Here is a 26,709-nt window from a genome sequence, read left to right as displayed (position 1 = left end):
TTAATGTAATAAGGTTTTTCTAGCTTAAGATTTATCTTTTTTACCTTGGAATTTCATTACATTTTGTTTGATACCATCTTTTAGGGATAACCAAAAATAGTTGAAAAACGACTTGGTCTGATCGCGCTCTACACTTACAATATTATTTACTTTAGAAGAATCATCCTTATCATTTTTAACTAAAAAGTTGGCTATTGCACTCCAGAATCCTTTCTTTTCATTCTTTCTATTCAATACATCTACCTTCAAGTCATCATAATTCATATCCATCTGGCCAGTACTTTTGATGTCATTTCCTTTAAAATCAAACGTGGTTAACTGAACCTTGCCATCTAATTTAGCTTTCATATTAGGAATTAAAAAGCCATCAAGTGATTTCGCGTCAAGGTTTTTAACCGAACCTTTAATCCTAAAATGATCGGCTGGTTGGTGAACATTAAAAGTCCACTCGATGTGGGTGGGAGAATGTCCCATAAATTGAGCATCTAAATTAATGCTCACTAAATCCTTAGAAGGGATTTTGTTATATAAATTTCGAATGTTTCCATGGAGTTGGGTAAAGTGTATTTTTCCCGGTGCTTGATTTCTATCAACATGTTCTTCGTAGGATAATTTTGCATTCTTGATTTGAATATCATCTATTGCTAACTCCATTTTAAGTTTGCGCAACATCTCCGAATATAGAGGTTTGCGACCTGTTTGATCAGGCATTAGTTTATTTCTATAAATGCTTAAATCTGGTGAATTCAAGGTAATCTGATTGGCTTTAATAAAATTATCCTCCTTGTCGAAAGAGTAATCATAATCAGAAACAACCACCTTTGGAACATCCAAATTAATGACATCTTTCTCCTCTTTAATATGCTTTTGAAACTCTGTTCTACTATAGTTCGGCGTAATGCTGAGTTTGTTGAAGGTTGCTATTTTATCCTCTACCTGAATATCTTTAATCTGAATTTTATGCAAGTCACTAATAGCAGCATTTAGGTCTTTCGCATCTAAATGAATAAACTTGTAGGTAAGATGATTTTGATTGTCATCTGGTGCTGTCAAAATTCGAATATCTTCAAAAAATGCATTGGTTTTGTCAAACTTGATTTTTGGTTTTCCTCTACCATCTAAAAAATCAAAAGCCGTTTCGCTAATGTTAAACTTAGCAACATTAATCACTTTATTAGCCGCTTGAACTTTCTTTCTAGTTTTCTTGGTCTGACGTTTAGAGTTATTGATTTTAATAGAGGCATTGCTCAACAGGCACTCCTCGAAATTGATAGTGTCAGATGAAAATACATGTCCTAAATGCTTACCATTAAGTTCTAATTTATCGAAATCAACTTGAATACCCCTATCCTTTAAAGCCAGTTGCGAATTGCTAAGCTTGAACTTAGAATCATCGATTTCAATACGTCCAATATGCAAATCTTCGGTTTCGCTTAAAGCAATTAGCAAACTATCCGACTGAATGCTTCTTAGGGCAAATTCAAAATCATCTCCAGTTTTTTCGGGGCGAGATTGCACCATTAAATCTCTCAAACCTAATTGGGTAGCATTGAGTTGAGCTCTTATATCGCCGTTCTTGTCCTTAACGGTAATACCAGAAAAACCTACTTCAAATTTATCTAATTTAAGCACTAGGTTTTTGCGATCTTTCTTCTCAGGGATTTTAGTGGAGTCAATATTAGATTTATCAATTAAAAAGAAAGCATTTTTAATGGAGCTTCCAGAAATCTGAATCGTATCGCTTGTGAGTAATTGGCGGTAGTTGAGACCTTTTAATTCAAGTTCTTCTACCTCTATTTCTATACCCTTGTCTTTAAGCTTAATCTTTGCATCTTTAAGCGAGAAATTGCCAAAAAGTATGTTCGTGTTAAGTTTTCTATACTCTAAATCAATGTTTTCGGGTAATTGAGCTTGAATAAAATCTTTAACCTTGTTGGTGTTAAGATAATTATTGAAGAAAACACTAACTACACCTATAGCCAGTAAAACACCTACAATCAGAAGTATAATTTTCTTTTTGCTCATATAGTAAAAATACTAATATTCTGAATATAGCGATGTGAAATCCAATATTTAACTATTGAATCTTAAGGAAATCAGGATTTAAGCTTGAATTTAGGCTAAATAATGTTCGCTTATTTCATCTAAAACGCCTAATACATCATCTTTTTCAGGTAACTGAACTAATTTAGTTCTGAAGGGTTTGAAATGATCCACTCCTTTAAAGTAATTAGCATAATGCCTTCTCATTTCTAAAATTCCCGTACGATCACCTTTCCACTCACAAGACCAAATAACATGCTTGCGAACCGCCTCAATTCTATCTTGTAATGTTGGAGGATCTAAAATCTCGCCGGTTTTTACGAAATGCTTAATTTCTCTAAAGAACCAAGGATTTCCAATGCTTGCTCTACCTACCATAACACCATCTACACCATAGCGGTTTTTGTATTCTAGTGCTTTTTGAGGAGAATCTATATCGCCATTCCCAAAGATTGGAATATGAATTCTTGGATTATCTTTAACTTTAGCAATAGGAGCCCAATCCGCTTCGCCTTTATACATTTGCGCACGCGTTCTGCCGTGAATAGATAAAGCTTTAATACCAACATCTTGAAGTCTCTCTGCAACTTCGTAAATGTTAATGCTGTCATTATCCCAGCCTAAACGAGTTTTAACGGTAACGGGTAAATCAGTAGATCTTACGCAAGCTTCGGTAAGTTTTACCATAAGGTCAACGTCTTTTAATACACCTGCACCAGCGCCTTTAGAAACTACTTTTTTAACAGGGCAGCCAAAATTGATGTCCACTAAATCTGGCTTTACAGCAGCTACAATTTCTGTAGACATTGCCATAGCTTCTTCGTCGCCACCAAAAATTTGAATTCCAACCGGTCTTTCGTAGTCGAAAATATCTAATTTCATTTTGCTTTTAATCGCATCACGAATGAGTCCTTCGGACGAAATAAATTCCGAATACATAAGGTCTGCTCCATATTCTTTGCACAATCTGCGAAAAGGTGGATCGCTCACGTCTTCCATAGGTGCGAGTAGCAACGGAAAGTCCGGTAATTCTATGTTTCCTATTTTTACCATAAATTTGTGGGGCAAAAATAAGGCATTTCTAATGAAGGATAACAATTCTACGCCATCGAAAAAATATATGCGCCTATTCGCTATTAGCTCACAGCTTACGGCGACCATATTTGGCTTTGCCTTATTGGGTTATGGACTCGACTACTATTTTGAAGTTGAAAAAAACTACTTTACGCTTGGGGCAACTCTTTTAGGGGTTTTCCTTGGATTATATGTCCTTTACCAAGATGTTAAAAAATTAGACAACTAGTATGAAATACATTTTATTATTGCTCGCGATTATAGTCGCAGATTTTTTCATTTTAGACTATTTAAATCAATTTGAGCTTAAGTCATTTGTAGTTTTGCATGCTAGTTTGCTCTTATTAGGTGGAATTATTGCATCGAGTTTATTTTTTTTAAAAGATAAAAAAGAATATTTAGGCTTAGTTGTAATGGGTGGTTTCCTAATTAAAATGGGAGTGATGTTCTCAATTTTTATTCTACTATACAATAAGGTAGGATTGACACAGGGGCAGATATTTAACTTTTTAGTAGTCTACGCTTTATACACAATTATCTACACTTTAGTCTTTATTAAAAACCTTAATCCTAAATAAATGACAAAATACATATCGAAATATCTTTTATTATTAAATATTTCAGCCTATTTTTGCAAAATTATTGTAGGAAAGTAAATGAAATGCAGCAATTAAGATTATTAACATTAGTTCTATCCTTTTTTCTACTTCCATTGGCTTATGGTCAAGCGGACGTAAATGCAACTGTAGAGGAGGTTGCGGACACCACGGAAGCGGAGGAAAACGAGTTTGATTTAGTTTCAACCATCATGCACCACGTTAGTGATGCGCATGAGTGGCATTTATGGGGAGAAGGCGATAGCTCAGTAGGTCTATATTTGCCGGTTATCCTTTTAGATGATGGTATTAAGATGTTCTCATCTAAACCTTTTTATTATGGAGATGGTATTGTAGAAAGTGGTGGTAAGTATTATACCTTGCATCACGAAAAAATCTATGAAACAGATGCTGCAGGAACATTAACTATGGATGAAGAAGAGCATCCAACGAATCCGATGCCATTAGATTTCTCTATTACTAAAAACGTAGTAATGATGATCATGGGAGGTTTATTGTTATTGATTCTATTTGGTTCGGTAGCAAGATCTTATAAGAACGGTATGGTTCCTAGAGGTTTAGCTGGATTCTTAGAGCCTTTAGTTATCTTCGTTAGAGAAGATATCGCTAAGCCAAACATTGGTCCTAAGTACAAAAAGTATATGCCATACTTATTGACATTATTCTTCTTTATTTGGATTTTAAACTTAACAGGATTGATGCCAGGTGCAGCGAATGCGAGTGGTAACATTGCGTTTACTTTAACCTTAGCAGCAATCACATTTGTTGTGGTAAACTTTAGTGGTAACAAAAACTACTGGAAGCATATTTTTGATCCATTAGGAGATCAGATGCCTTGGTATGGTAAATTACCAGTTTACTTAATCTTAGTACCTGTTGAGGTTCTTGGATTATTCACAAAGCCAATTGCGTTAATGGTTCGTTTGTTTGCTAACATTACAGCAGGACACATTATCGTATTGAGTTTCGTATCCTTGATTTTTATATTACAAAGCTATGCAGTAGCACCAGGTTCTATACTTTTAACTTTATTCATTAACACGTTAGAGTTATTAGTTGCTGCGTTACAAGCATATATATTTACGCTTTTAACAGCGCTTTTCATTGGAATGGCGGTAGAGGAAGCACATTAATTTTAAAACCATTTATTAATTATTTAAATTTTTTATCATGACTGGAACATTAGCTGCCATAGGTGCAGGATTAGCAGTATTAGGAATCGCATTAGGAATCGGTAGAATTGGTGGCCAAGCAATGGACGCTATCGCTCGTCAGCCTGAAGCTTCTAGTAAAATTCAAACAGCAATGATTATTGCTGCAGCTCTTATCGAGGGTGCAGGTCTATTCGGACTTGTAATTGCATTCTTGAGCATTGGGTAAATGGATTCAGAAAGCCCGTCTTATGCGGTTGGCAATCGGGCTTTCTTTTAAAAATTTAATAAATTAGCAAAAATATATTATGGAATTATTAACTCCATCCATTGGTTTAATATTTTGGACCACTTTAATTTTCGTAATCTTATTCCTTCTCCTTGCAAAATTTGCTTGGAAGCCAATTTTATCGGCGGTTAATGAGCGTGAAGCTCATATAGAGGATGCTTTGAATCAAGCAAAAAAAGCTCGTGAGGAAATGGCATACCTTAAGAATGAGAACGAAAAGATATTGCAGCAAGCACGTGAAGAGCGTGATGCAATGTTAAAAGAAGCGCGTGAAATGCGTAATGAAACTATCAACAAAGCAAAAGAGGATGCTAAATTAGAGGCAGAGAAAATTATTGTTTCTGCTCGCGAAAGCATTCAAACAGAAAAAGCTGCTGCTATTGCAGATATCAAAAACCAAGTAGCTACTTTATCAATTGGAGTTGCAGAAAAGGTTTTAGGTAAGCAATTAAGCCAAAGCGAGAATCAAAATGCTTATGTTGATGAATTAATTAAAGATATTAATTTAAGCTAATGGCACATTTTCGGGTAGCAAAAAGATACGCTAAAGGGTTTATGGATTTCCTTTCCGGTTCTGATAAGGAGGAAATGGTTATGCAAGAAATGTTGCAATTACGCGATTTGGTTAAATCCAACCGTGATCTTAAAAATTTCTTTGCGTCTCCGATTATAGATTACAAAAAGAAAACGCAAATCATGAACAATGTATTTGCGGGTTATTCAGAGGAGTCCAGAACATTTTTATCCCTGATCATAAGACAAGATAGAAGTTTAGCGATTGGAGAAATCGCAGCTGAATTTATTCAGCTTTATAAAGCTAAAAATAACATTAAGGATGCTACTATTACTTCTGCACAGAAGTTAGATCAGGCACAAATCGATGCTATTTTGAGCAAAGCCAAAGAAACTCTTCCTGCAGGAACTTCATTAGAAGTTTTAAATAAGGTAGATCCAAGTTTAATTGGTGGATTCATTTTAAGAATAGATGACAAGCAATTCGATGCATCTATCAGTTCTAAAATGAATAAAATTAGAAAAGAATTTGATTCAAAACATTATATTCCAAAGGTTTAATAAGACAAAATCATGGCAGAAATCAATCCAGCTGAAGTATCAGCTATATTAAAACAACAATTAACTAATTTCAACTCAGACGCTGAACTGTCTGAAGTTGGTACCGTACTACAAGTAGGTGACGGTATTGCACGTATCTATGGATTAGAAAACGCACAATACGGTGAATTAGTTGAATTCAGTACTGGTTTAGAAGGACTTGTATTGAACTTAGAAGAGGACAACGTAGGTGTTGTACTTTTAGGTGAATCGAAGGGGATTAAAGAAGGAGATACAGCAAAAAGAACTAACAGAATTGCATCTATCAAGGTAGGTGAATCTATGTTGGGTAGAGTTGTTGATACTTTAGGTTACCCAATCGATGGTAAAGGACCTTTAGAAGGTGAATTATTTGAATTGCCAATTGAGAGAAAAGCACCAGGTGTTATCTACCGTGAGCCTGTTTCTGAACCTTTGCAAACTGGTATCGTAGCAATCGACTCTATGATTCCTGTAGGTCGTGGTCAACGTGAGTTGATTATTGGTGACCGTCAAACAGGTAAATCAACCGTTGCGATTGATACAATTTTGAACCAAAAAGAATTTTACGATAGAGGAGAGCCTGTTTACTGTATCTATGTTGCTGTAGGACAAAAAGCGTCTACGGTAGCACAAACAGTTGCTGTATTAGAAGAGCACGGTGCTATGGACTATACGGTGATTGTTGCGGCTAACGCATCCGATCCAGCTCCAATGCAGGTATATGCTCCATTAGCAGGTGCTGCTATTGGTGAGTACTTCCGTGATACAGGTCGTCCTGCTTTAATCGTATTTGATGACTTATCTAAGCAAGCGGTTGCTTACCGTGAGGTGTCTTTATTATTAAGAAGACCTCCAGGACGTGAGGCATATCCAGGTGACGTTTTCTACTTACACTCTAGATTATTAGAGCGTGCTGCTAAGATTATTGGTGATGATAATGTTGCTAAAAACATGAACGACTTACCAGAATCAATGAAAGGAGTAGTGAAAGGAGGTGGTTCTTTAACAGCATTACCAATTATTGAAACACAAGCAGGTGACGTTTCTGCCTATATTCCAACCAACGTAATTTCGATTACAGATGGTCAGATCTTCTTAGAGTCAGATTTATTTAACTCTGGTGTTCGTCCAGCTATTAACGTGGGTATTTCTGTATCTCGTGTGGGTGGTGCAGCTCAGATTAAATCAATGAAGAAAGTATCTGGTACACTTAAGTTAGACCAAGCTCAATACCGTGAGCTAGAAGCGTTCGCTAAGTTTGGATCTGATCTAGATGCGGCTACTATGGCGGTAATTGGAAAGGGAGAGAGAAACGTAGAGATTCTTAAGCAAAACGTGAACTCACCTATGCCAGTTGAGAACCAAGTTGCTTTAATTTATGCAGGTACAAATAACTTAATGAGAAATGTTCCTGTAGAAAAAGTAAAAGAATTCCAAGAAGAATATATTTCATTCTTGATCCAGAAACACCCTGAGACCATGTCAGCATTAAAAGCTGGTAAGTATACAGATGAGTTAACACAAGTTTTAACTTCTGTTGCAAATGATTTATCAGGAAAATACGCTAAAAACAAAGCGTAATAAAATTTAATAATTCAACACGATGCCTACCGGTGTCGTGTTGTATTTATTAGTGTTGATTTAATCAACTATTAAATTAAAATTAAAATTTAAGGCACCATATCAATGGCGAATTTAAAAGAAATACGTAGTAGGATAACATCTGTTGGGTCAACCATGCAAATTACCAATGCCATGAAAATGGTATCGGCAGCTAAGTTGAAAAAGGCTCAAGATGCTATTATTCAAATGCGACCTTATGCTAACAAGTTACGCGAACTTATGGACAATGTAAGTGCGAGCATGGACGAGGAAGTAGGGGGTGATTTCACAGAAAAACGTGAGGTACGCAATGTATTGATTATTGCTGTGACTTCTAATCGTGGTTTGGCAGGAGCATTCAACTCCAATGTTATCAAAGAAGTTGTGCGTTTAGCTAAAGAAGATTACAAAGGCAAAAACGTTAGTTATTTGACCATTGGTAAAAAGGCTAATGATATTGTAAAGAAAGAACACACGGTATATAAAAACGAAAGTCATCTTTGGGATGATTTCAACTTCAAGAATTCATCTGACATTGCAGACCAGGTGATGGAAGCATTTAAGAACAAGGAATTCGATGAAGTGAGATTGGTTTATAATCATTTTAAAAATGCCGCCAATCAAGACGTTTTAAACGAAGCTTTCTTACCTATCTCTATAGATACTAATCAGGAGGTAGAAACGAGCGTAGATTACATATTTGAGCCTAATAAAGTGGAAATCTTAATGGAGTTAATCCCTAAGACTTTAAAGACGCAATTATATAAAGCTCTTTTAGATTCTAATGCATCTGAACACGGCGCGCGTATGACGGCAATGCATAAGGCTACCGACAATGCAGCAGAACTAGAAAAAGCACTTAAGCTACAATACAACAAAGCGAGACAAGCAGCAATTACCAACGAAATTTTAGAAATCGTAGGAGGAGCAGACGCTTTGGATGGATAACCCATCATAAAATTGAAAAAAGTATAAAACCACTGGACATTGTCTGGTGGTTTTTTTCGTTTGGTATCTTGGTAACTAAAAGCTATTTTTATTGAACTGTTGACAAGTTTTAAAAAATAAATGCAAATGAGTCGGAAATAATTTGTTTTTCTATTTTCTATTTTCGTTTCATATTAATCAATAAAATTTATTTTTTACAATGGCTTTATTATTTGGGTGTTTTATTCTATCTTTTGCAAATTCGAAAACGAATAGCATTCAAGAAGAAAATGATTTCTTAAACTCATCACAAAATATTTCCTATACTTCTTTACAAAAGGTTAAGTTCAATAATAAAAATCAAGAATGTGTGGAATATGCTGATAATGTGGTTAATTTTTTTGAGCATGAGAACTCAAGTCTATCTTCTGCAGAATTAACGGAAATCCACGATCGCGCTTAATCTTATTGTATGTCACAAAAATAAATTGAAATAAAATGTTTAAAACTTTTCAAATCTTTATTTTACTATTCTATACATCATTAATTGCGCAAACAAATGAGCCTAATTTCTTTATTTATCAAGCTTATAAATTCGAATCTTCCGAAGATGAGAGCAGTAATATGAGAATGTTCTTAAAACAGGAAACGGATAGCATCCAATTTGAACTTAAATATGCAAATAATGCAAGCTACTTTTATCCTATTTATAAAATTGATAACTCCCAAGAATTTAAAATAAGTTTACATGATGTGTTCAGAAAATCGCAAGGAGAGTTTTTTGTTGATTATCAACTGAAGAAAACTCAAAACATGAAAGATTTAAATGGACGACGGGTGATAATTGAATATGATTTCGATGAAATTGAATGGGAAATGACAAATAAAACCGAGATAGTAAATGGTAGATTGTGTAAAATTGCAGTGAATCGGCGTTATGAAACTGGTTTAAATGGTCCTAAAGAAATCGTTACGGTCGTTTGGATTGATGAAAGCTATGCTACTGATATTGCACCATTTGGGTTAGTAGGTTTACATGGCCTAATTGTAAAAGTTAACTTTAATAATAATTATGAGGTTATATTAAGCGATATTTCTTCCATAAAAAATCCAAAGCTAAAAGAATTAAAAGGAAATAATAGAATCTCATTGACAGAATATTATGCTGAAATTGAAAGATTGAACAAAGAAAGGAGAGAAAGAAAGGGAGGTCTGGTGTTGTGATGCTCACATATCTTTCTTTTATTAAATAATCCTAAAACCACTGCCCCATATTCAATGGTTTTTTTGTTTGGCATCTTGGTAACAAAAACCTATTTTTATTGAGTTGTTGACAAGTTTTAAGAAATAAATTCATGTAAGTCGGAAATTATTTGTTTTTCTATTTTCTATATTAGTTTCATATTAATCAATAAAATATAATTATTATGAAAAATTTATTTTTAAGTTTAATGTTTTTTGGCTGTGGATTATTGAGTTCTGTAGGAAATGGATATCCTTTGAAAGGTCATGAATCCCTTTCTCTTTTACAAAGAGAAGTGAGCAAGCCAACTATTTATTGTGTAAAAGTCGGTGGACGAAATTATTGTTGTGAGGCTGCTACATATGATGAAGCAAAGTCTTGTGCAAGAAAAAAAGCTCTCGAGGATTTGACACCTGCTCCAGAAGAACCTGGAAATCCAACTTAGGATTTTTCGCATTATGAGGAATTTAATACTTTTACAGAACAACTTTAGTTAGAATGACATGAAATTAGTGATATCACAAATTTTTATTTTATTTTTCACTTTATCTTTTTCTCAAACTTTAAGCAGTGAATATAAAATAGCATATGCTCATTATACCCAAAAGGATTATGAAATATCTAAAGATACCATAAATGCTTTCTTATATTTTAATGAGAATTATTCATTGTATGAAATGAATGGAGAGACTTATGACCTAAATACTTTTAAATTTAATGAAAATGATGAAATTGAAAGTGAGTTGGTGCCATTCACAGATTATGTATGGAAAAGCTTTCAAGATGATTTGATGTTTTCAAAATCACAAATTGTTTATCAGAATGGTGTTATTTTGAAGCAAGATTTAAAGGATTTCGAGATAATAGCTTGGCATCCCCAAGATGTGAAAAATATTTTAGGATATGAATGCAGTGCAGTTTCCATTTTATATAAAGGAAGGAAGTATAAGATTTACTATACAGAGAAATTTAATTCAGCGGTTGGTCCATGGAAGTTTCACGGATTAAAGGGGCTTATTCTAGAGGTAATTGATCTCGAAAACCAATTACACATTAAAGCCAAAAAAATAGAAAAAAATAATAAAAACTTAGAAAATCCATTTAAAAATAATATGTATTTATCTTGGAATACATTGATAGACAAAGCGAATATATTATATTCAAAGGATATTGTAGAGCAAAAAAGATGTTGTAATCAATACATTATGATTAGTGGATTAGAAAATGAAATAGAAAGATATGAGTTGAACTCTGATTACGCAGTAGAAGTTAATTACAAAGTTTATATTGAACTTACCGAAAAAAATGAAATTGATAAATCTTTAGATTCTGACTTTAAACTTATTCTGACACCTGTAGAGTCAAATTATTTTTATGTAGAAAAAATCATCAATAATCAAGGACTTTCAAGTTATGGTTATGTTTTTCAACGTGGTATAATATATAAAGATTTAATTGATAGAAAACTTATGCAGGATGAGGAATTGATGGGTAGAAAATATTTGATTGAAGATGAAATACTTGGATTTAATTGGAAAATCAGTGATGAGAAGGATGTATTTTTAGGCTATAATGTTAGGAAAGCAATCATAGAATACAAAGGTCAAAAAATTATCGCTTGGTTCACGCCCGATATTCCTATTTCGAACGGACCTGATTTTTTTGGTGGATTGCCTGGATTAATCCTTCGAATGGAGGTTAAGAGGTTAAATAGAAACTCAAGTGAAATAACTTTTTATGATGCGACTTCAATTGATATAGCTTCTAGTTCCCAAATTAAAATTCCTAAAAAAGGAAAATCAGTAACTTTAGATCAATTTCAACAAGCTCAAGAGGAGGCCTATCAACGAAGAAGGCTGTTACAAGGCTATGGTGTAGATACGAGTGAGTAGTTTTGTGCAGGAGGAGCAAACGTTTTGGATAAATAATATAATTAAAAGCTTAAAAAGCATAAGACCACTGAGTAAAATTCAGTGGTTTTTTTATTTGCTATGTCGGTAAGAAAAACCTATTTTTATTGAACTGTTGACAAGTTTTAAAAAATAAATGCAAATAAGTCAGAAATAATTTGGTTTTCTATTTTCTATTTTCGTTTCATTATAAACAATTAAAAATATTTATTATGAAAATTAAATTATGTTTCTTACTTTGTATTATTGCTTTTTTCTATTCATGTGATACTGATGAAATAAATTCATCTATTTATAATGAAGATAATATTTCTGAGTTTATAAAATTAAAAGGTGAAGATTTATTTAATACTGCAATGTTCAATAAAGATGGTAATGATGGTATTAATCTTATAATATTTTCAGTGCAGATTCATCGTCCTAAGAAGAAATGTTTGAGTGGTTTAGGTTTTTGTGATTTTAAATGGTTTCCAACACTATTAGAATACGAGCAAAATGTTGGGAGTGACGAGACTTATAAAATTGTAGAGATAAAGATGGACGTGGATGGTAGTTATTATTTTGAAATAGAATTACAAAATGCTGTTCCTAAAGACGTGCCAAATGATTTAACTTATTTAATTGTAGAAAATGATTTAAATACGGGGTTTATACCAGAGTATAATAGAGATTTTAATATAAAAGCAAATAGTTATGCTTTGGACACTTCAATTGGAAATGAAGGTGGATATAGAATTACCTTGGAATAAATAAAAACATGTAGTATGAGAATTATATTTTTTTTCTTAATCTTATTTAGTTTAAAAGCGCAAAGTCAACAACTTGATGTTATAAGGTTCAATGATGTAGAGGTTGCAGATATTGAGAATTATAATGTGTATTTAATTGATAATGATGATTTTGATTCGCTATTGAATGTGGGAAATTCTGAATATAAATTGGTTTATACATATGCAGCCTGGTGCAAGCCTTGTGTAGAAACTTTGCCAAAAGTACTTGATTTGGTGACAAGAAATAAGAGTAAGATTGATTTTTATTTGATAACGGCACAAGATGAAAATAATACCAGTGAATTTAATAGAATTCGGTATAGGCTGAAAGAAGCAGGTTATGAAGGTCCTATATTTAATATATCCAATAAGCACTCAAAAAGGTTTAAAAAGAAATATATTTCGTTTGTGGAAAATATTTCTAAAGAAATTAAAGATTATGGACTTTCTTTAATACTTTTTTTTGCCAAAGACAATAATTTACTAATTTCTTCCACGTATTTAAAAGATGAAAAATATTATTTAGATCAAATCCAGCAAGTTTTGGATTCGAAGTAATCAAATAAGATGTTATAAGGATTGAAGTTTTTTTAGTATTTAAATCGAGAAAAATAATAATAAACCACTGACACTGTTCGGTGGTTTTTTGATTTGGTAGATTAGTAATAAAAGCTTATTTTTATTGAACTGTTGACAAGTTTTAAAAAATAAATGCAAATAAGTCGGAAATAATTTGTTTTTCTAATTTCTAATTTCGTTTCATATTAATCAATAAAATGTAATTATTATGAAAAATTTATTTTTTACTCTAGCGTTTATGCTCATAGGAACATTTGCTTTTGCTTCCATGGGGAATTTAGAAACAAATTCAATAAAGCTCGAAACTGAGGTAGTCGAGGTTATTAAAATTGCAAGTAGTGTGGAATTACCTCCTTGTGAATACTGTGTATATGCAACTCATGGTACTTTTTGTTCTATGGCTGGTGATTGTAAAACGGCTCGAAAAAAAGCGCATCAACAAGCACAAGAAGCATTGCAGCCAGCCCCAACAGACCCCCAACCTCCAAGTTCATCATTTACTTAATAATTAGCAAAAGGTAGTTCCTTTTGGAACTACCTTTAATCAAAGATCATATGAAGTATTCTTTTATATTAATACTATTTCTTCTATCTAAATTATATGCTCAAGATGTCATTCATGTCAAATATGATTTAAACGACACTAGATCATTAATTGAAAAACCGATTAAAACAGAGTTATATTCAACCTCCAAGGAATCAATTTTTTTAATTAACGACAAAATCCTAGATAAAAATACTTTGTTCATAAATAACGCTAGTCAAATCGTAGGTGATACTATTGACTATGTATTTGAGATTTTTAAAGATTTTAATAAAAATAAAATTTTTTCAGAAGCCCATTTTATAAATCTGCAAAATAAAATACAAGTTGATGACATCGATAGTTTTGTATGGAAAAAAATCAATGAGAGTAAGTATATATTGGGCTATTTATGCAAGAAAGCTATTACTGAATTTAGAGGAAGAGAATATGAAGTATTCTATTGTCCAGAAATTGAATCCAAGGATGGACCTTTTAAGTTTAGTGGATTACCTGGGCTAATATTAAGTGTAGTAGAAAAAAATAAAAGAATAGAGTTCGTGGCAACAAGCATAGATTTTAACACTCAAAAATCAATCACCTCAAACTTGGATATTGCAAATGCTATGTCATGGAACGAATTGCTAGGGCGTTCTAAGTTAAGATTTTGGAATAATCAGGTGGATCTTAAAAACCCTGTATTTTATCATTCTGATGAAATTGAAATTTATGATTTGAATATTGAACCCTATATTGAAATTGTGTACGATGTTTATTCTGAATTTACATATAAAGAAAATGAAAAGTATCATAAAGAAAAAACACTTAATTCTAACTTTATGTTGAGTTGCAATTTTAGCGAATCCAATTACAAGTATTTAGAGCGGATTAATAATAATCAAAGTTTGACGGAGTTTGGCAGAATAAAAAGTTCAGGAACATTCTACAAGAATTTGTTGGATAGTGTTTATTTAAATGAAATGGAAATAGAGGGGAAACGGATAATTATAAAAGATAATTTTCAACCAATTAATTGGGAAATACATGAGAGATATGATGATTTACTGGGCTTTAAAATACAAAAAGCAACAATAGATATGCAGGAGTATTCTGTAGAAGCATGGTTTACAAATATGATAAAAATTAGCAATGGTCCCGATAAATTATATGGTCTTCCCGGAATTATCCTTAAAAGTATTACAAGACATAAAACTTCTGATCAAATAGACTATGTAATAGCAAACAATGTTAAATTAAAAAACGAAGTTTTTAAACCTGACATTCCTATTAAGAATAAACGGACTGAAATTCTCAATGAGGTTCAATTAGCAGAGTTCTTAAAAACTATTCAATGGTAAAAAACTTCTTTTAATAACTAAACTTGATCTTTATTTTCTCATAAGTCTAAAAACCACTTCACGATGTTCGGTGGTTTTTTGATTTTAAAATTGTTATTAAATGGTTATCTTCACGATGTTGTTGATAAATATTAAGAATTAAATGCAAATAAGTCGGAAATAATTTGTCTTTCTATTTTCTATTTTCTATTCATATTAATCAATAAAATATAATTATTATGAAAAATTTACTTTTTTACAACGGCTTTTATTAGCTTTGGTGTATTGTCTTTTGCAGGGAATGACGTTAAAATTATAAATGAAGAAATAATTTTAAGTGAATGTTGCACAAGAACTGTAGTAAATCCCGAAACAGGTGAATCAGCAACAGCAACAGAATGTGCAACTACCAGAAGAGAAGCGTGTGATGCAGCATCAGTAGCAGCTAATAACAAATTATATGATTTTGAAGTAGATTCTGGAAATTATGATCTTGATTAAATAATGAAAAAAATAAAATATCTTATTTTGCTAGCTTTTGGATATCAAATTGTTTTAGAAGCGCAAGAAATTAAGGTTTCATATGAAATGAATGTTTTTCCAAACACATTCATTTCTTATTTTGATTTAAAAATATCTGAAGATTATAGTCAGTGGGAATATACTGGTTATGCTGATTCGAATTCAATGGAGGAAGTTTCTATTGTTCAATCTTCTCGACCACGCAAGTTTTATAGCATCGCAAACACACATTATTATCAAGAGATTTTGTTTGGAAAATATTTGAATGTGGTAGATGAACCTGACTTGAAATGGAATCTAACACAGAAAATGGACAGTGTAAATCAGCATCTTTGTCAAATTGCAACAACAGAATTCAGGGGTAGGAAATATACAGCGTGTTTCAGCAACGAAATCAAAATTAGCCAAGGACCTTGGAAGTTCAAAGGATTGCCAGGGTTAATTATACATGTTAAATCCGATGATGATTTTATTGAATATAGTCTTCAATCTATTTCAGAATTAGATGAAAACGAATTCAGGCAAGAAGCAGAAGATTATTTATCCTTAGAATTTATGGAGTTTTCAGATTTTCAAGATAGGTTTATTCGTGTTCATGATAATTATATTAAATCCCAAAAATCTAAAAAAGAAAATCATTCCTTCGATTCTTACTATAAAATAAATCAGGCGGAGATTATATATCCATCGCTACAAACGGGTAATGGAATAGTTTATTAAGAAGGTCTTGTGAAGAAAATACTATATTTCGTCGTTTTTCTTTATGGGGGAATTATTTCTACATTCTTCGCGCAGAATTTAGAAGGAATTGTCATTGACTTCGAAACCCAAATAGGTATTAGTTCTGCCATTGTGGAAGTTATAGATGATGAAAATAAAGTTCTATTATTTGATACCACAAACAAACAAGGCGAATATTCTATATCCTTAGAGAATTTAACCTTAGGTGAATACAGTTTAATGATTTCAAAGCACGGATTTGCTAGCGAAATACAAGCATTGAATCATCAAAACACTTCGCAAATCATTAATTTCGAATTGAGAAAGGACTTAATTAATTTGCAAGATATTGTCGTTAAGGCAAAACCAAAATCTATACGTGTAAAAAACGACACAACATCTTATCATGCAGATAGCTATAAGGATGGTTCTGAAAGGGTAGTTGAAGATTTATTAAAAAAACTTCCAGGTGTAGATGTTGCAGAAAATGGGACTATTAAATATAAAGGTAGAGAAATCAGTAAGCTGCTTTTGGATGGTGATGATTTATTTGGCTATAACTATGTTACGGGTAGCAAGAATATTTCTGTCGGAATCATAGATCAAGTTCAAGCCGTAGAAAATTGGAGTGAAAATAAGTTATTGGATGGTATTGAAGACAGCCAAGCAGTTGCACTTAATTTAAAATTAAAAAAAGGTATTCATGATCTGTCAGGCAATGCAAATCTTGGTTATGGAATAGAAGACAGATACGAGGCCAGAATAAATACAATTTTATTAAATCATCGAAATAAGAATTTCAATAGTCTTTCTTATAATAATACCGGGAAAAATAATACACCTTGGAATTACTTTTCTTTTGTAAGTTCCAGAGAACAACAAGAAGTTTCGAATTTTATTTCTAATAAGCCAATCCCCGAAAAAGTTTTTACAAGTAGACTAAGTCAAGATAGAGCCACAAGAAATCAGCTTTTTTTCGCAAGCGTGAATGATGTTTTTAAATTAAATAATGCCACCACGGCCAGAATTAACTTTAATTATTTGCAAGATAAATTAGATCTGCATAATACAAGTTTGGTTAAATATAATTTTGAGAACCAAGAAGATTTCTCTACTTACGCCAATGAAATAATTCAGAAAAAACCCCAAACATTTTATGGAGACTCAAAAATCACATGGTCTCAATCCGAGAAATCTATGTGGGAATGGGAAAGTAAATGGATTGATGAAAAAATCAATACTTCAAATCTTTTGAAAAAGAATTTTCTGAATTCAAATATATCAACTGACTTGCAATCAAATACGTATTTTCATAAACACCAGTTGAATTATACGCATAAATTAAACCTACGTCAGGTGCTGCAAATGATCTTGCTCTTTGCCCAAAACTCATCACCTCAGTATTTTGATATGTCACAAGATTTAAATCATGATATCAACGAAAATATAAATTTCGAAGATGCACATCAATTTGCTAAAACAGACAGAAATATTGGTCTTGTAAATTTATCATTTCTTGGAGTTAATAAGAAATTACATAAATATTCTTTAGGTTTTATCGGAAAATATCAAAAAGATTTTCTAAGATCACATCTTGAAATTGAATCACCATTAGCATTGGAAAATCAAATAAAGCTCAGTCAAGTGCAATCTCAAGTGTATGCAAGTTATTTATGGAACAAAAATAAATGGAAGTTTAAATCAAACTTAAAGTTAAAGAATGATATAATTCAATTTCAGCAACAGGAAATGGATTCTTTGATGAACAAAATCATCATAAACCCAGAAGTCAGTTTCTCATATGATGTGAGTCCAGATTCAAAAATATATATACAATCTCAGTTTAATCAACGTAGACAAGCTATTTCTAATTTATACGAAAATTTTATATTGACTTCCTACAGAAGTTTGAGAAAAAACGAAACGAATTTTGCCTATCAAGACAAGTTTAGTTCAAAAATAGGATTTAATCATTATGATTTATACCAACAATTTCAATTCACGCTTTTTCTAAATTTCGAAAAAATCAAAAATAATAGATTTAGCGAAAATTTAATTTCACAAGATTTCACGCAAACGAAGTATATTATTTTACCCAAAACGATTACGAATCTTAACACAAACTTGTTGATAGAAAAATATGTGAGTTTTCTTGAATCTACTATTCGATTTGGAGGGAATTATGCCTATCTCGACTATTTTAATTTCGTCAATAATTCAGATTTAAGGAATAATTCAGCACATTCCGGACTGGCTGAATTTTCTGTGCATACAGCCTTTAGTATGCCTTTAAATTTTCAAAATAAATTCCAATTTCAATATTTTAGAACGGAGTTGCCTAATAAATCTTATCATAGCAACAGTTCAATTCAAAATGAAGCTAAACTTATTTTTAAGCCTAAAAAGCTTTGGTTTTCATCACTTACATTTGAATATTTTAACCCGATGCTTGGTGATAATAATCCATTCTACTTCCTGGATTTCGATATTATCTTTCGTCCGAAAAATAAGAACTGGGATTTCGCAATAGAAGCTAGAAATTTAACTAACAACAAGCATTTTGAGCAAATCTTTGTTAGCGATTATTACCAAGAACAAAATTCACAAAGCTTAAACGAAAGATATATTATTTTTAAATACAACTTTCGATTTTAAAGATATTTCCTAGCCTCCAAAATTCTGCTAGATAATATTAGGATCCTTCATTTTATAAGAACTTAAGCTTTGAGGTTATCAATTCCTTTAAAAGAAGGTTACGATGCCTCTTTTTGTTGAAATAAGCGCCCTAGTGACTTTATTTCTCGTGAATCATAGAAACATATATGCGAGGATGAGAAGTTTGTTTATATCGTTTTAAAAACGCATTGAATTTTTGACGATGAGTAGTTTTGGTGAAATTTATTATAAAGGGTCCTTTTAATTAAAACTTAATGTACAGACATTTTTCAAAATTGTATAAAATAGATTTTTAGACAAACAAAAAAAGCAGGATTTCTTAAAAAAGAAATCCCGCTTTTGTCTCAAAAACAAACTAAATTATTTACTTAATAATTAGTTTTTTGCTATAAGATTTTCCATCTGTAGAAGCAGTGATGATATAAACACCAGGCTTTAACTGATTAACCGGTAAACTTACATTCGAACGACTTGCAGAAGCATTTACTTTGTGTGAAAGTACTTCTTGTCCTGCCGTATTGTAGATAGTTACATTATACTTACCTGCTTCCGCTAAATTCAAGTTAACTTGACTAGAAGCTGGGTTAGGATATACTGCAAAAGCATTTGCATCAACTACGGGATCATTCACACCTAAAGTGCTGATTGGGATGATGTTCGCATTTACAATTTCTCCCGTATTTTGATCAATAATCACAGCAACTCCGTGCATGTTGTCCATGTTATAAGTAGCAGGAACGGTGTAGTTAAATGTATAAGATGCTGACTGCCCATCTGTTAATGTGCTTGGGACAGAACCTTCTTGTCCGTTGTATCCACCTAATAAAGCTCTACCTACGTGGTCATAAACCATTTGATCAGCAGGAACTGGATTTGCCATATTCTCATATCCACCCATAGGTCCAGCAGCGCCACCAGCGTAGTAATTAGCTTGTCTATAACCTGCAGTTGTTCCAGTAACTCCATCTTCAACCACGATTACTGCCATTCTAAAGTTCGCATCGTTAAAGTTAGAATAGAAAGTAGAAGTAACATCAAAAGTAACCTCTCTACCGCTTACACTTGCCTCGCCGCTAATTCCGATTGGAGTTGGGGTAGTGAATGTATTGGTATAATTCACCATAGTTTCTTGGCTTACATCTGTACGCAAAGCTTTACGGTCTACGTTCATTTGTGGGAATCCAGAGAAGTTAGCACCTGAGTTATAAGCTGCAAAGGCCATAGGATCTCCGTTGTGTACAGCAATTCCAATGAATGAATCTGGATAAGTTTCTTGCATGTACTCCATAGCTACCATACCTCTAGGACACCATCCACACCAAGTACCTGTTCCTTCTTCAAACACTACTCTTTTTCCACCATCTTGTGAAATTACATTCACGGTAGCTGATAAAGAGTTATCCTCTGGGTTGTTATCTGCTCCGCCGTTCACTTGACTAACTGTAGCAACAATGCTTTGCTCGCCAACTGCATCATAGTTTAATGCATCTGGATGAGTTAAAGTTATCGATTGACCCGCTGCTATATTAAGTCCATTAAGTGTAGTAGCGTGTGCAGTACCGTCGTTCCAAGTTAATTCTAAAGATGTAATTGGATTAGATCCTGAGTTTCTCACTACAAAATCAAGAGAAATATCTTGGTTCATTTCTATGTATCTTGTAACTGGAGCGTCTACAAGAGTTGCATTATTTTCTAACTCTTCTTCCACAACAACATCATCAATGATAAAGTAATCACCATCATTATTAGACATCATAAATGCAATATAAATCTGTTGACCTGCATAGTCAGATAGATCTACAAGCTTCATTTCCCAATCTTCTATGCCTCCTAAGGTAGTTTCGGTCCAGCTAGCTACTTCTGTATAAGCATCAATACTGCCTTGCTCTGTAGTAGAAACTAAAACATGATAAGTAGAACCATAATCTTGTTCATATCCTTGCAATGCCATAAAGCTTAACCTAGGTGAAGTAGCCTCTGTTAAGTCAATTAATGGAGTTGCAAAGTAATCCTCTGCTAATAATCCTGAAGCTACCGCTTCGTATTGAATTCCAGCTGCATAAGGAGCAGAGTGATACGTGGTGTAAAGAGCCCAGTTTTGGTTTGTTCCAATACCGTTATTGAATTGAACCCAACCTGGAGCTGGATTTTCTCCGTCAAAATTGTTGGAGAAATAAGTTTGCGCATTTAATGCTACTGAGGCCGCAAAAACCATCAATAGGCTAGTAAAAGTCTTTTTCATATTTAATTTTTAAAAGTTCTTAATTTTTTTAGAATGAATGTTGTAAATTCAATGTGAATCCATTGTTCTCTGGAACATAACGACATACACCTCCAACACAGATTAGTCCACCTCTTTGTCTTCCGTAGTTCAGCTGTAGTCTCGTCGTGTTTTGTGTATAGCTTCCTCCTACGCTGTAGTAGTGGAATCTCTTATCTGGATTATCGTTCCCGTAATTGTACATGTCAGATACATAGAATCCCCACTTGTAGTTATGGCTATATTCTAAAACTGCTGCTGCCCAATTCTTTTTATCTCTTTTTGATTGTAAATGTTGTAATTCTGCTCTAACAGAGTTTTTGTTAGTGATTTTATATAAGAAATCACCTACTACCACATTAGAAATGATGTGGTTATAGTTTCCTCCCTCCACAATTCCTTTGTCATAATAAGCATGCATATAAGTAAAAATTGAAGAGAATTTAGGACTCCATTTCTTAGAAACTTCAAAGTTTACATCATGGAAAAATTTCTTCCCAAAATCAAAGAAACCAGCATCATAACTACCATTGTCAAAATCAGCATTAATACCGTTCCAATAAGAACCATTAATAGCTAATTTAGTTCCGTATTTTCCACCTAAAGCCGTTCCTTTAGCAAAGTTGTAATAAATATCTAATTGTCCACCAATCTCTCCAATCTGCTGATTTAGAAAGCTTAAGTTAGGTTGAGCTTGATAAACATAAATATTAGTTAGTAAATAATCGTGTTGCTTGGTTAAAGCAGGAATATAGTTCAAGTTTCCTTCATTAAATTGATTTGAAGAAGGATCAGATAAAGATCTTTGTGAGAACATTCCCATATTTTCCATTCTTCTAAATGTAGAATTGATACCAAATCCTCGCTTAGAATATCCAAGATTAAATAAGAAAGCATTTCCATCAAATAATTTGTTAGAAATATTTCCATTCTGAACTAATACGTCTTCTCCTTTTAATACGTATTCTGCACCTCCGTAGAAACCAGATCTTCCATAATAATTTAATCTTGCTCCATAGTTAGAAACATTGCTAGGAACAACTTCGTTTGAACCTACATATTCTTCATGTTTTCCAACATAACTAAGACCTAAGTTCAAGGTAGATGTTGCGCTCTTGTCAAATGCTTTTAAAATGTTGGTCTCAGCATCCACTCCATGAATAGAAGCTTCCGTTGCTTCAAATCCACGTCTTTGTTTTCCTAAAATACCTTTAATTGTAGTGTGATTGTTAGGAGTATAGCCAACTCTAACTCCACGAAGTGAGTTGTTTACCCCTAATTGACGGTCTTCCCAGCTACGATAAATAAGTCCACTACCAAATTGGTCGTAGAAATTACCTGCTGTAACGTCTAGTTTATCACCTTTGTATCGTGCGTAATAAGTTGCGATACCGTTATCCTCTAATTTATCTGAGTAACCTAATAATGAAGTAGGTAAGTAGGCTTCGTATTGCAGACCTGCTGAAATTTTACCTTGTGTATAGTCTAATTTAAAGTAATTGTTGCTTCTAAATCTTTGTTCTCCAGCATCAAAACCTAAATCCTCATCGTCTTGGTACCATTGAGAGTTTGATTCAATACTCCCTGAGAAGTTACCTAAATTTATTTCCTGTGAAAATAAAAAACTACTTCCTATGCAAGAAAGTAATATGTAAAGTTTTTTCATAAATAATTTACTTCAATTGAATATTTATTATTCTTGAATTTTTAATATTTCTTCATATAGTTGAAACTCTGAACCTGGCTGATATCCAGCGTGTCTGTAAACAACTTCTCCTTTGTTTAATAAAACAACATGTGGAACCATAGGAATGTTTAAGCTTCTTTTAAGATCGTTGTTGGTATCAAATAATACCTCATATTCCCAACCTTTTCCGTTGACCATTGGATTTACACGACCAACAGTTTTTGAGTCATCAACCGAAACAGCATAAATCTTAACGCCAGTTTCGTCTTGCCAATCATCGTACACATCTGCAATGGCATTAAGCTCCTGAATACAAGGCATACACCAAGTAGCCCAAAATGCTAGTACAACAGGCTTATCTTCATTGGCTAAAGATTGAACATTAATTAAATCACCATTCATATCCTGTAAAGAAATAGATGGTAAGTCAGTTTCTTGGGCATTCACGAAAAACAGCCCCAAAAGAAAGAACGTTAAAAGATAAAATTTTGATTTTTTCATTGCGTAAAGATAAAGTAAAGTATTATTTTCGCAAATATTACTTCAAACTTTTAATTATGCTACGAAACTTGCTTCAGTTTTTATCATTTATCGCAATTGCTCTAATTATGTTCTCTTGTGGGACTGAAGAGGAAATTGTTCCAGATACACTAACTATCTCTGCCAACAAACAACAAGTCTATTTGGGCGAGACAATCAACTTTACAATTGTTTCCCAAAACAATGGAAATGTTACGTCTACTGCAGATATTTTTGTAAATGGAGAGCAAATTGAAGGCAGCAGTTTTGTACCAACAGAAGTAAATGAAGAAAATCAAGTTTACGCTACATGGAATGGTCATACATCGTCAACTATTACTTTTAAGAGTTTAGAAGAAGTAGTAATTCCTGATACTTACACCAAAAAAGTTTTAGTAGAAGATTATACAGGAACTTGGTGTGGGTACTGCCCAGGAATGAATAATGTTTTAAACCATTTTGTGAATTATAGTTCTAATGTGATTCCGGTGGCAATTCATTGTGACGACGATCCATATCAATTCGAATTCCAAGCTCAATTACAAGCGGAATATGAAACGACAGGTTTGCCAAAAGCTCAAATTCAGAGAATCAATCCATTACAGTTATATGTGGAAAATTATATAATTGATTTCTGCGGTACTCAAGAAGCTTATTATCACGATTTAATTCAACCATACCTAGATCAACCTGCTCCATTGGGATTGGCTATCAATTCACAATTAAACGGAAACAATCTACAGTTTCAAGTTAAGGTTGGTTTTGTAGTAGACGAGATTCCAAATGCTAAGTTGGTGGTTTACTTATTAGAAGACGGATTGATTTATAATCAGGTGAACTATTTCGCGGGAACAGGAGATCCTGCTTGTGAGTATAGTAATTATCCACAAAATATTGCTAATTTTGAGCATAACCATGTGTTGCAGAAGGTATACACAGATGTATTTGGAGATGAAATTCCTGCGTCAGAAATTTCAACCAATTCATTATATACAAGAAACTTTGATGTTAATTTACCATCAAACATTGAAAACCGAGAAAATTTAAGTTTAGTTGCCTTTGTGATGGGGAATGAGAATAACGAGGTTATAAACGTGCAATTTGCTGAGATAGGGGAAGATGTAGATTTTGATTAAAAGCTATATAATTTCCCTGTTCCACTATATTTTCATATATTTGCACTGTTTTTAGGGAATGAAATCACTAAAAGAGCATCGATTCGAGGCTCTTTTTTTGTTCTAAATAAAATATGTTTTTAAATGGAAAATGCTGTTATACAGAATCTTATAGATGAGGCTATCGCCGAAAATCCAGAGTTATTTTTGGTGGATTGGTCTGTGTCGCCATCCAATAAAATTGAGGTTTTAGTGGACGGAGATAATGGTTTATCTATAGATGAAGTAGTGAGAATCAGCAGACATATTGACCAAAATTTAGATAGAGATGTAGAGGATTATTCCTTAACGGTTTCTTCGCCTGGTTTGTCGAGATCTTTAGATCAACCAAGACAGTTTAAGAAGAATATCGGTAGAAAAATTAAGATTCAAACTGAAGAAGGAGAATCTAAAGGAACAATAGTTTCCGCAGACGAAGAGAAAGTTACTTTGGAGTGGAAAGTAAGAGAGCCTAAACCAATAGGAAAAGGAAAGCATACCGTACAAAAATCGGTTGACATTCCTTATGAAAACATAGTAAAAGCAATTATACAAATAGACATATAAATATGGATAACCATGCACTCATAGAATCTTTCGCCGAATTTAAGGACGAAAAGAACATCGATAGAATTACCTTAATGGCGATTCTAGAAGAAGCATTAAAAACTGTATTGAGGAAGAAATATGGTTCTGATGATAACTTCGATATTATTGTGAATCCAGATAAAGGTGACTTAGAGATTTGGCACAATAGAGTTGTTGTGGAAGATGATCAGGTTGAAGATGAGACAGCTGAGATTTCGTTAACTGATGCTCGTAAAATTGAGGATGATTTCGAGGTTGGTGAGGATGTGTCTGAGTCAGTTTTAATTAGTGACTTAGGAAGAAGAGCTGTATTGGCATTAAGACAAACCCTGGTTGGTAAAATCATGGAGCATGATAATGCTAATATTTATGAGAAATTTAAAGACATGGTGGGTGAGATTGTGAGTGGAGAAGTTCACCACATCCGTAGAGGTCATGTTATTGTTGTAGATGAGGAGCAGAATGAAATGGTCTTAACCAAAGATCAACAAATTCCATCTGATTTCTACAGAAAAGGAGAAACCATTAAAGCGGTTATCCACGAAGTAAATTTAAGAGGAAGCAAACCACAGATTATGCTTTCTAGAACATCGCCTATGTTCTTAGAAAGATTGTTTGAGCAGGAAATTCCTGAAATTTTTGATGGTTTGATTACAATCAAAAAAGTGGTTAGAATCCCAGGAGAGAAAGCTAAAGTAACGGTTGAGTCTTACGATGATAGAGTAGACCCAGTTGGTGCTTGTGTTGGTATGAAAGGATCTAGAATCCACAGTATCGTTCGCGAGCTTAGAAATGAGAACATAGATGTTATCAACTATACTACCAACGAACAATTAATGGCGCAACGTGCATTGAGTCCAGCGCAAATTTCTAGAATGGAAATTGATGAGGAGGAAAATCACATCGCGGTATTCGTTAGACCAGAAGAGGTTTCACGTGCAATTGGAAAAGGTGGATACAATGTTAGATTAGCTTCTCAGCTTTTAGGCAAAGAAATTGATATCTTTAGAGATATTCCACAAGACGAGGATGTTGAACTTGTAGAGTTTAGCGATGAAATCGACGAGTGGGTAATTGAGGCATTTAGAAAAATTGGTTTAGATACAGCTAAATCTGTATTAGAACAAGATGTAAATGACTTGATTAACCGTACAGATTTAGAAGAGGAAACGATTCTAGATGTTATTCAAATTCTTAAAGCAGAGTTTAACGACGAGTCTGACGAGAATAAAAATGCAGCAACGGAAGCAAGTGCATCAGAAGATGAGGAAGCTGAAGAAGCTGCGACAGAAGATACAGATGAGGTTGAGTCTACAGAAGATGCCGATGAAGCGGTAGTTACAGATTCGGAGGATGAAGTAACAAGTGACTCAGAGGATGTATCCGAAGAAGAATAAGTAGGTTAAGAGTTTAGAAAATTTCT

General features: G+C 33.1%; 27 protein-coding genes. 22 read left to right on the top strand and 5 right to left on the bottom strand.

From position 1 onward, the window contains the following. Positions 1-24: 24 nt before the first annotated feature. Both NLM59_RS05130 and dusB read right to left on the bottom strand, forming a co-directional pair. Positions 25-2,025, bottom strand: a complete 2,001-nt coding sequence (locus NLM59_RS05130) for a hypothetical protein (RefSeq protein WP_304416677.1) — start codon at positions 2,023-2,025, stop codon at positions 25-27. A gap of 90 nt (positions 2,026-2,115) precedes the next feature. Next, positions 2,116-3,096: a tRNA dihydrouridine synthase DusB gene (dusB, locus tag NLM59_RS05125; RefSeq protein ID WP_304416676.1), complete on the bottom strand. Its 981-nt coding sequence runs from the start codon at positions 3,094-3,096 to the stop codon at positions 2,116-2,118. A 31-nt stretch (positions 3,097-3,127) separates the two neighbouring features. Here dusB and NLM59_RS05120 point away from each other — a divergent pair, with 31 nt between their 5' ends. From NLM59_RS05120 to NLM59_RS05030, 19 genes are all read left to right on the top strand, one after another. Then, positions 3,128-3,346, top strand: coding sequence for an AtpZ/AtpI family protein (locus NLM59_RS05120; protein ID WP_304416675.1), 219 nt, complete (start codon positions 3,128-3,130; stop codon positions 3,344-3,346). 1 nt (position 3,347) lies between these two features. Next, positions 3,348-3,695, top strand: coding sequence for a hypothetical protein (locus NLM59_RS05115; protein ID WP_304416674.1), 348 nt, complete (start codon positions 3,348-3,350; stop codon positions 3,693-3,695). Between the two features lie 83 nt (positions 3,696-3,778). After that, on the top strand, positions 3,779-4,867 hold the full coding sequence (gene atpB / locus NLM59_RS05110) for a F0F1 ATP synthase subunit A (RefSeq protein ID WP_304416673.1): 1,089 nt from the start codon (positions 3,779-3,781) through the stop codon (positions 4,865-4,867). 37 nt (positions 4,868-4,904) lie between these two features. Continuing rightward, on the top strand, positions 4,905-5,114 hold the full coding sequence (atpE, locus tag NLM59_RS05105; RefSeq protein ID WP_304416672.1) for an ATP synthase F0 subunit C: 210 nt from the start codon (positions 4,905-4,907) through the stop codon (positions 5,112-5,114). A gap of 79 nt (positions 5,115-5,193) precedes the next feature. Then, complete coding sequence (locus NLM59_RS05100; protein ID WP_304416671.1) at positions 5,194-5,688, top strand: F0F1 ATP synthase subunit B; 495 nt, start codon at positions 5,194-5,196, stop codon at positions 5,686-5,688. Continuing rightward, complete coding sequence (gene atpH / locus NLM59_RS05095) at positions 5,688-6,248, top strand: ATP synthase F1 subunit delta (protein ID WP_304416670.1); 561 nt, start codon at positions 5,688-5,690, stop codon at positions 6,246-6,248. Before NLM59_RS05100 ends, atpH begins: the two co-directional genes overlap by 1 nt. Before the next feature lie 12 nt (positions 6,249-6,260). Continuing rightward, a complete protein-coding gene (gene atpA, locus NLM59_RS05090) occupies positions 6,261-7,850 on the top strand; it encodes a F0F1 ATP synthase subunit alpha (protein ID WP_304416669.1) in 1,590 nt (529 codons plus the stop codon). Between the two features lie 105 nt (positions 7,851-7,955). Continuing rightward, the gene (gene atpG / locus NLM59_RS05085) at positions 7,956-8,819 is read left to right on the top strand and encodes an ATP synthase F1 subunit gamma (RefSeq protein ID WP_304416668.1); all 864 of its coding nucleotides are present in this window, start codon (positions 7,956-7,958) and stop codon (positions 8,817-8,819) included. A 199-nt stretch (positions 8,820-9,018) separates the two neighbouring features. Then, on the top strand, positions 9,019-9,261 hold the full coding sequence (locus NLM59_RS05080) for a hypothetical protein (RefSeq protein ID WP_304416667.1): 243 nt from the start codon (positions 9,019-9,021) through the stop codon (positions 9,259-9,261). A 35-nt stretch (positions 9,262-9,296) separates the two neighbouring features. Then, complete coding sequence (locus NLM59_RS05075) at positions 9,297-10,022, top strand: GLPGLI family protein (RefSeq protein WP_304416666.1); 726 nt, start codon at positions 9,297-9,299, stop codon at positions 10,020-10,022. A gap of 203 nt (positions 10,023-10,225) precedes the next feature. After that, the gene (locus NLM59_RS05070) at positions 10,226-10,486 is read left to right on the top strand and encodes a hypothetical protein (protein ID WP_304416665.1); all 261 of its coding nucleotides are present in this window, start codon (positions 10,226-10,228) and stop codon (positions 10,484-10,486) included. Between the two features lie 58 nt (positions 10,487-10,544). Continuing rightward, a complete protein-coding gene (locus NLM59_RS05065; RefSeq protein WP_304416664.1) occupies positions 10,545-11,933 on the top strand; it encodes a GLPGLI family protein in 1,389 nt (462 codons plus the stop codon). Positions 11,934-12,163: 230 nt separating this feature from the next. Beyond that, entirely contained in the window at positions 12,164-12,700 is a 537-nt protein-coding gene (locus NLM59_RS05060) for a hypothetical protein (RefSeq protein ID WP_304416663.1), read from the top strand. 15 nt (positions 12,701-12,715) lie between these two features. After that, on the top strand, positions 12,716-13,279 hold the full coding sequence (locus NLM59_RS05055; RefSeq protein ID WP_304416662.1) for a YbbN family protein: 564 nt from the start codon (positions 12,716-12,718) through the stop codon (positions 13,277-13,279). A 229-nt stretch (positions 13,280-13,508) separates the two neighbouring features. Further along, the gene (locus NLM59_RS05050) at positions 13,509-13,805 is read left to right on the top strand and encodes a hypothetical protein (RefSeq protein WP_304416661.1); all 297 of its coding nucleotides are present in this window, start codon (positions 13,509-13,511) and stop codon (positions 13,803-13,805) included. A 23-nt stretch (positions 13,806-13,828) separates the two neighbouring features. Further along, the gene (locus NLM59_RS05045) at positions 13,829-15,181 is read left to right on the top strand and encodes a GLPGLI family protein (protein WP_304416660.1); all 1,353 of its coding nucleotides are present in this window, start codon (positions 13,829-13,831) and stop codon (positions 15,179-15,181) included. A gap of 264 nt (positions 15,182-15,445) precedes the next feature. Further along, a complete protein-coding gene (locus tag NLM59_RS05040; RefSeq protein WP_304416659.1) occupies positions 15,446-15,661 on the top strand; it encodes a hypothetical protein in 216 nt (71 codons plus the stop codon). Between the two features lie 3 nt (positions 15,662-15,664). After that, positions 15,665-16,402 (top strand): GLPGLI family protein, encoded by a 738-nt coding sequence (locus tag NLM59_RS05035; protein ID WP_304416658.1) that lies wholly within the window; start codon positions 15,665-15,667, stop codon positions 16,400-16,402. 9 nt (positions 16,403-16,411) lie between these two features. After that, positions 16,412-19,057: a TonB-dependent receptor gene (locus NLM59_RS05030; protein WP_304416657.1), complete on the top strand. Its 2,646-nt coding sequence runs from the start codon at positions 16,412-16,414 to the stop codon at positions 19,055-19,057. Between the two features lie 385 nt (positions 19,058-19,442). Here the strand turns inward: NLM59_RS05030 and NLM59_RS05025 are convergent, their stop codons facing one another. Genes NLM59_RS05025 through NLM59_RS05015 form a run of 3 tightly spaced genes read right to left on the bottom strand, consistent with a single transcriptional unit; the run spans position 19,443 to position 23,526 of the window. After that, positions 19,443-21,320 carry a T9SS type A sorting domain-containing protein gene (locus tag NLM59_RS05025; RefSeq protein WP_304416656.1) on the bottom strand — a complete coding sequence of 626 codons (1,878 nt, stop codon included), beginning with the start codon at positions 21,318-21,320 and terminating at the stop codon, positions 19,443-19,445. Positions 21,321-21,348: 28 nt separating this feature from the next. Continuing rightward, a complete protein-coding gene (locus NLM59_RS05020; RefSeq protein WP_304416655.1) occupies positions 21,349-23,004 on the bottom strand; it encodes a DUF6029 family protein in 1,656 nt (551 codons plus the stop codon). Between the two features lie 27 nt (positions 23,005-23,031). Next, positions 23,032-23,526: a TlpA family protein disulfide reductase gene (locus tag NLM59_RS05015; protein ID WP_304416654.1), complete on the bottom strand. Its 495-nt coding sequence runs from the start codon at positions 23,524-23,526 to the stop codon at positions 23,032-23,034. Positions 23,527-23,582: 56 nt separating this feature from the next. Between NLM59_RS05015 and NLM59_RS05010 the strand changes: the two genes are divergently transcribed. The 3 genes from NLM59_RS05010 (at position 23,583) to nusA (ending at position 26,683) form a co-directional block, all read left to right on the top strand. Further along, positions 23,583-24,680, top strand: a complete 1,098-nt coding sequence (locus NLM59_RS05010; RefSeq protein ID WP_304416653.1) for an Omp28-related outer membrane protein — start codon at positions 23,583-23,585, stop codon at positions 24,678-24,680. Positions 24,681-24,803: 123 nt separating this feature from the next. After that, entirely contained in the window at positions 24,804-25,265 is a 462-nt protein-coding gene (gene rimP / locus NLM59_RS05005) for a ribosome assembly cofactor RimP (protein ID WP_304416652.1), read from the top strand. A gap of 2 nt (positions 25,266-25,267) precedes the next feature. Then, complete coding sequence (gene nusA, locus NLM59_RS05000) at positions 25,268-26,683, top strand: transcription termination factor NusA (protein WP_304416651.1); 1,416 nt, start codon at positions 25,268-25,270, stop codon at positions 26,681-26,683. Positions 26,684-26,709: the final 26 nt, after the last annotated feature.

The organism is Profundicola chukchiensis, from assembly GCF_029664245.1.
In the GTDB taxonomy this organism is placed as follows: Bacteria; Bacteroidota; Bacteroidia; order Flavobacteriales; family Weeksellaceae; genus Profundicola; species Profundicola chukchiensis.
This window is presented reverse-complemented; position numbering and strand designations above follow the sequence as displayed.

Coding starts and splice junctions, on each gene's coding strand:
- NLM59_RS05075 (WP_304416666.1), top strand. CDS start 9,297: ATGTTTAAAACTTTTCAAATCTTTATTTTACTATTCTATACATCATTA.
- NLM59_RS05120 (WP_304416675.1), top strand. CDS start 3,128: ATGAAGGATAACAATTCTACGCCATCGAAAAAATATATGCGCCTATTC.
- rimP (WP_304416652.1), top strand. CDS start 24,804: ATGGAAAATGCTGTTATACAGAATCTTATAGATGAGGCTATCGCCGAA.
- atpG (WP_304416668.1), top strand. CDS start 7,956: ATGGCGAATTTAAAAGAAATACGTAGTAGGATAACATCTGTTGGGTCA.
- nusA (WP_304416651.1), top strand. CDS start 25,268: ATGGATAACCATGCACTCATAGAATCTTTCGCCGAATTTAAGGACGAA.
- atpE (WP_304416672.1), top strand. CDS start 4,905: ATGACTGGAACATTAGCTGCCATAGGTGCAGGATTAGCAGTATTAGGA.
- NLM59_RS05065 (WP_304416664.1), top strand. CDS start 10,545: ATGAAATTAGTGATATCACAAATTTTTATTTTATTTTTCACTTTATCT.
- NLM59_RS05115 (WP_304416674.1), top strand. CDS start 3,348: ATGAAATACATTTTATTATTGCTCGCGATTATAGTCGCAGATTTTTTC.
- NLM59_RS05020 (WP_304416655.1), bottom strand. CDS start 23,004: ATGAAAAAACTTTACATATTACTTTCTTGCATAGGAAGTAGTTTTTTA.
- NLM59_RS05060 (WP_304416663.1), top strand. CDS start 12,164: ATGAAAATTAAATTATGTTTCTTACTTTGTATTATTGCTTTTTTCTAT.
- NLM59_RS05055 (WP_304416662.1), top strand. CDS start 12,716: ATGAGAATTATATTTTTTTTCTTAATCTTATTTAGTTTAAAAGCGCAA.
- NLM59_RS05070 (WP_304416665.1), top strand. CDS start 10,226: ATGAAAAATTTATTTTTAAGTTTAATGTTTTTTGGCTGTGGATTATTG.
- atpB (WP_304416673.1), top strand. CDS start 3,779: ATGCAGCAATTAAGATTATTAACATTAGTTCTATCCTTTTTTCTACTT.
- dusB (WP_304416676.1), bottom strand. CDS start 3,096: ATGGTAAAAATAGGAAACATAGAATTACCGGACTTTCCGTTGCTACTC.
- NLM59_RS05025 (WP_304416656.1), bottom strand. CDS start 21,320: ATGAAAAAGACTTTTACTAGCCTATTGATGGTTTTTGCGGCCTCAGTA.
- atpA (WP_304416669.1), top strand. CDS start 6,261: ATGGCAGAAATCAATCCAGCTGAAGTATCAGCTATATTAAAACAACAA.
- NLM59_RS05100 (WP_304416671.1), top strand. CDS start 5,194: ATGGAATTATTAACTCCATCCATTGGTTTAATATTTTGGACCACTTTA.
- NLM59_RS05080 (WP_304416667.1), top strand. CDS start 9,019: ATGGCTTTATTATTTGGGTGTTTTATTCTATCTTTTGCAAATTCGAAA.
- NLM59_RS05130 (WP_304416677.1), bottom strand. CDS start 2,025: ATGAGCAAAAAGAAAATTATACTTCTGATTGTAGGTGTTTTACTGGCT.
- atpH (WP_304416670.1), top strand. CDS start 5,688: ATGGCACATTTTCGGGTAGCAAAAAGATACGCTAAAGGGTTTATGGAT.
- NLM59_RS05015 (WP_304416654.1), bottom strand. CDS start 23,526: ATGAAAAAATCAAAATTTTATCTTTTAACGTTCTTTCTTTTGGGGCTG.
- NLM59_RS05050 (WP_304416661.1), top strand. CDS start 13,509: ATGAAAAATTTATTTTTTACTCTAGCGTTTATGCTCATAGGAACATTT.
- NLM59_RS05010 (WP_304416653.1), top strand. CDS start 23,583: ATGCTACGAAACTTGCTTCAGTTTTTATCATTTATCGCAATTGCTCTA.
- NLM59_RS05035 (WP_304416658.1), top strand. CDS start 15,665: ATGAAAAAAATAAAATATCTTATTTTGCTAGCTTTTGGATATCAAATT.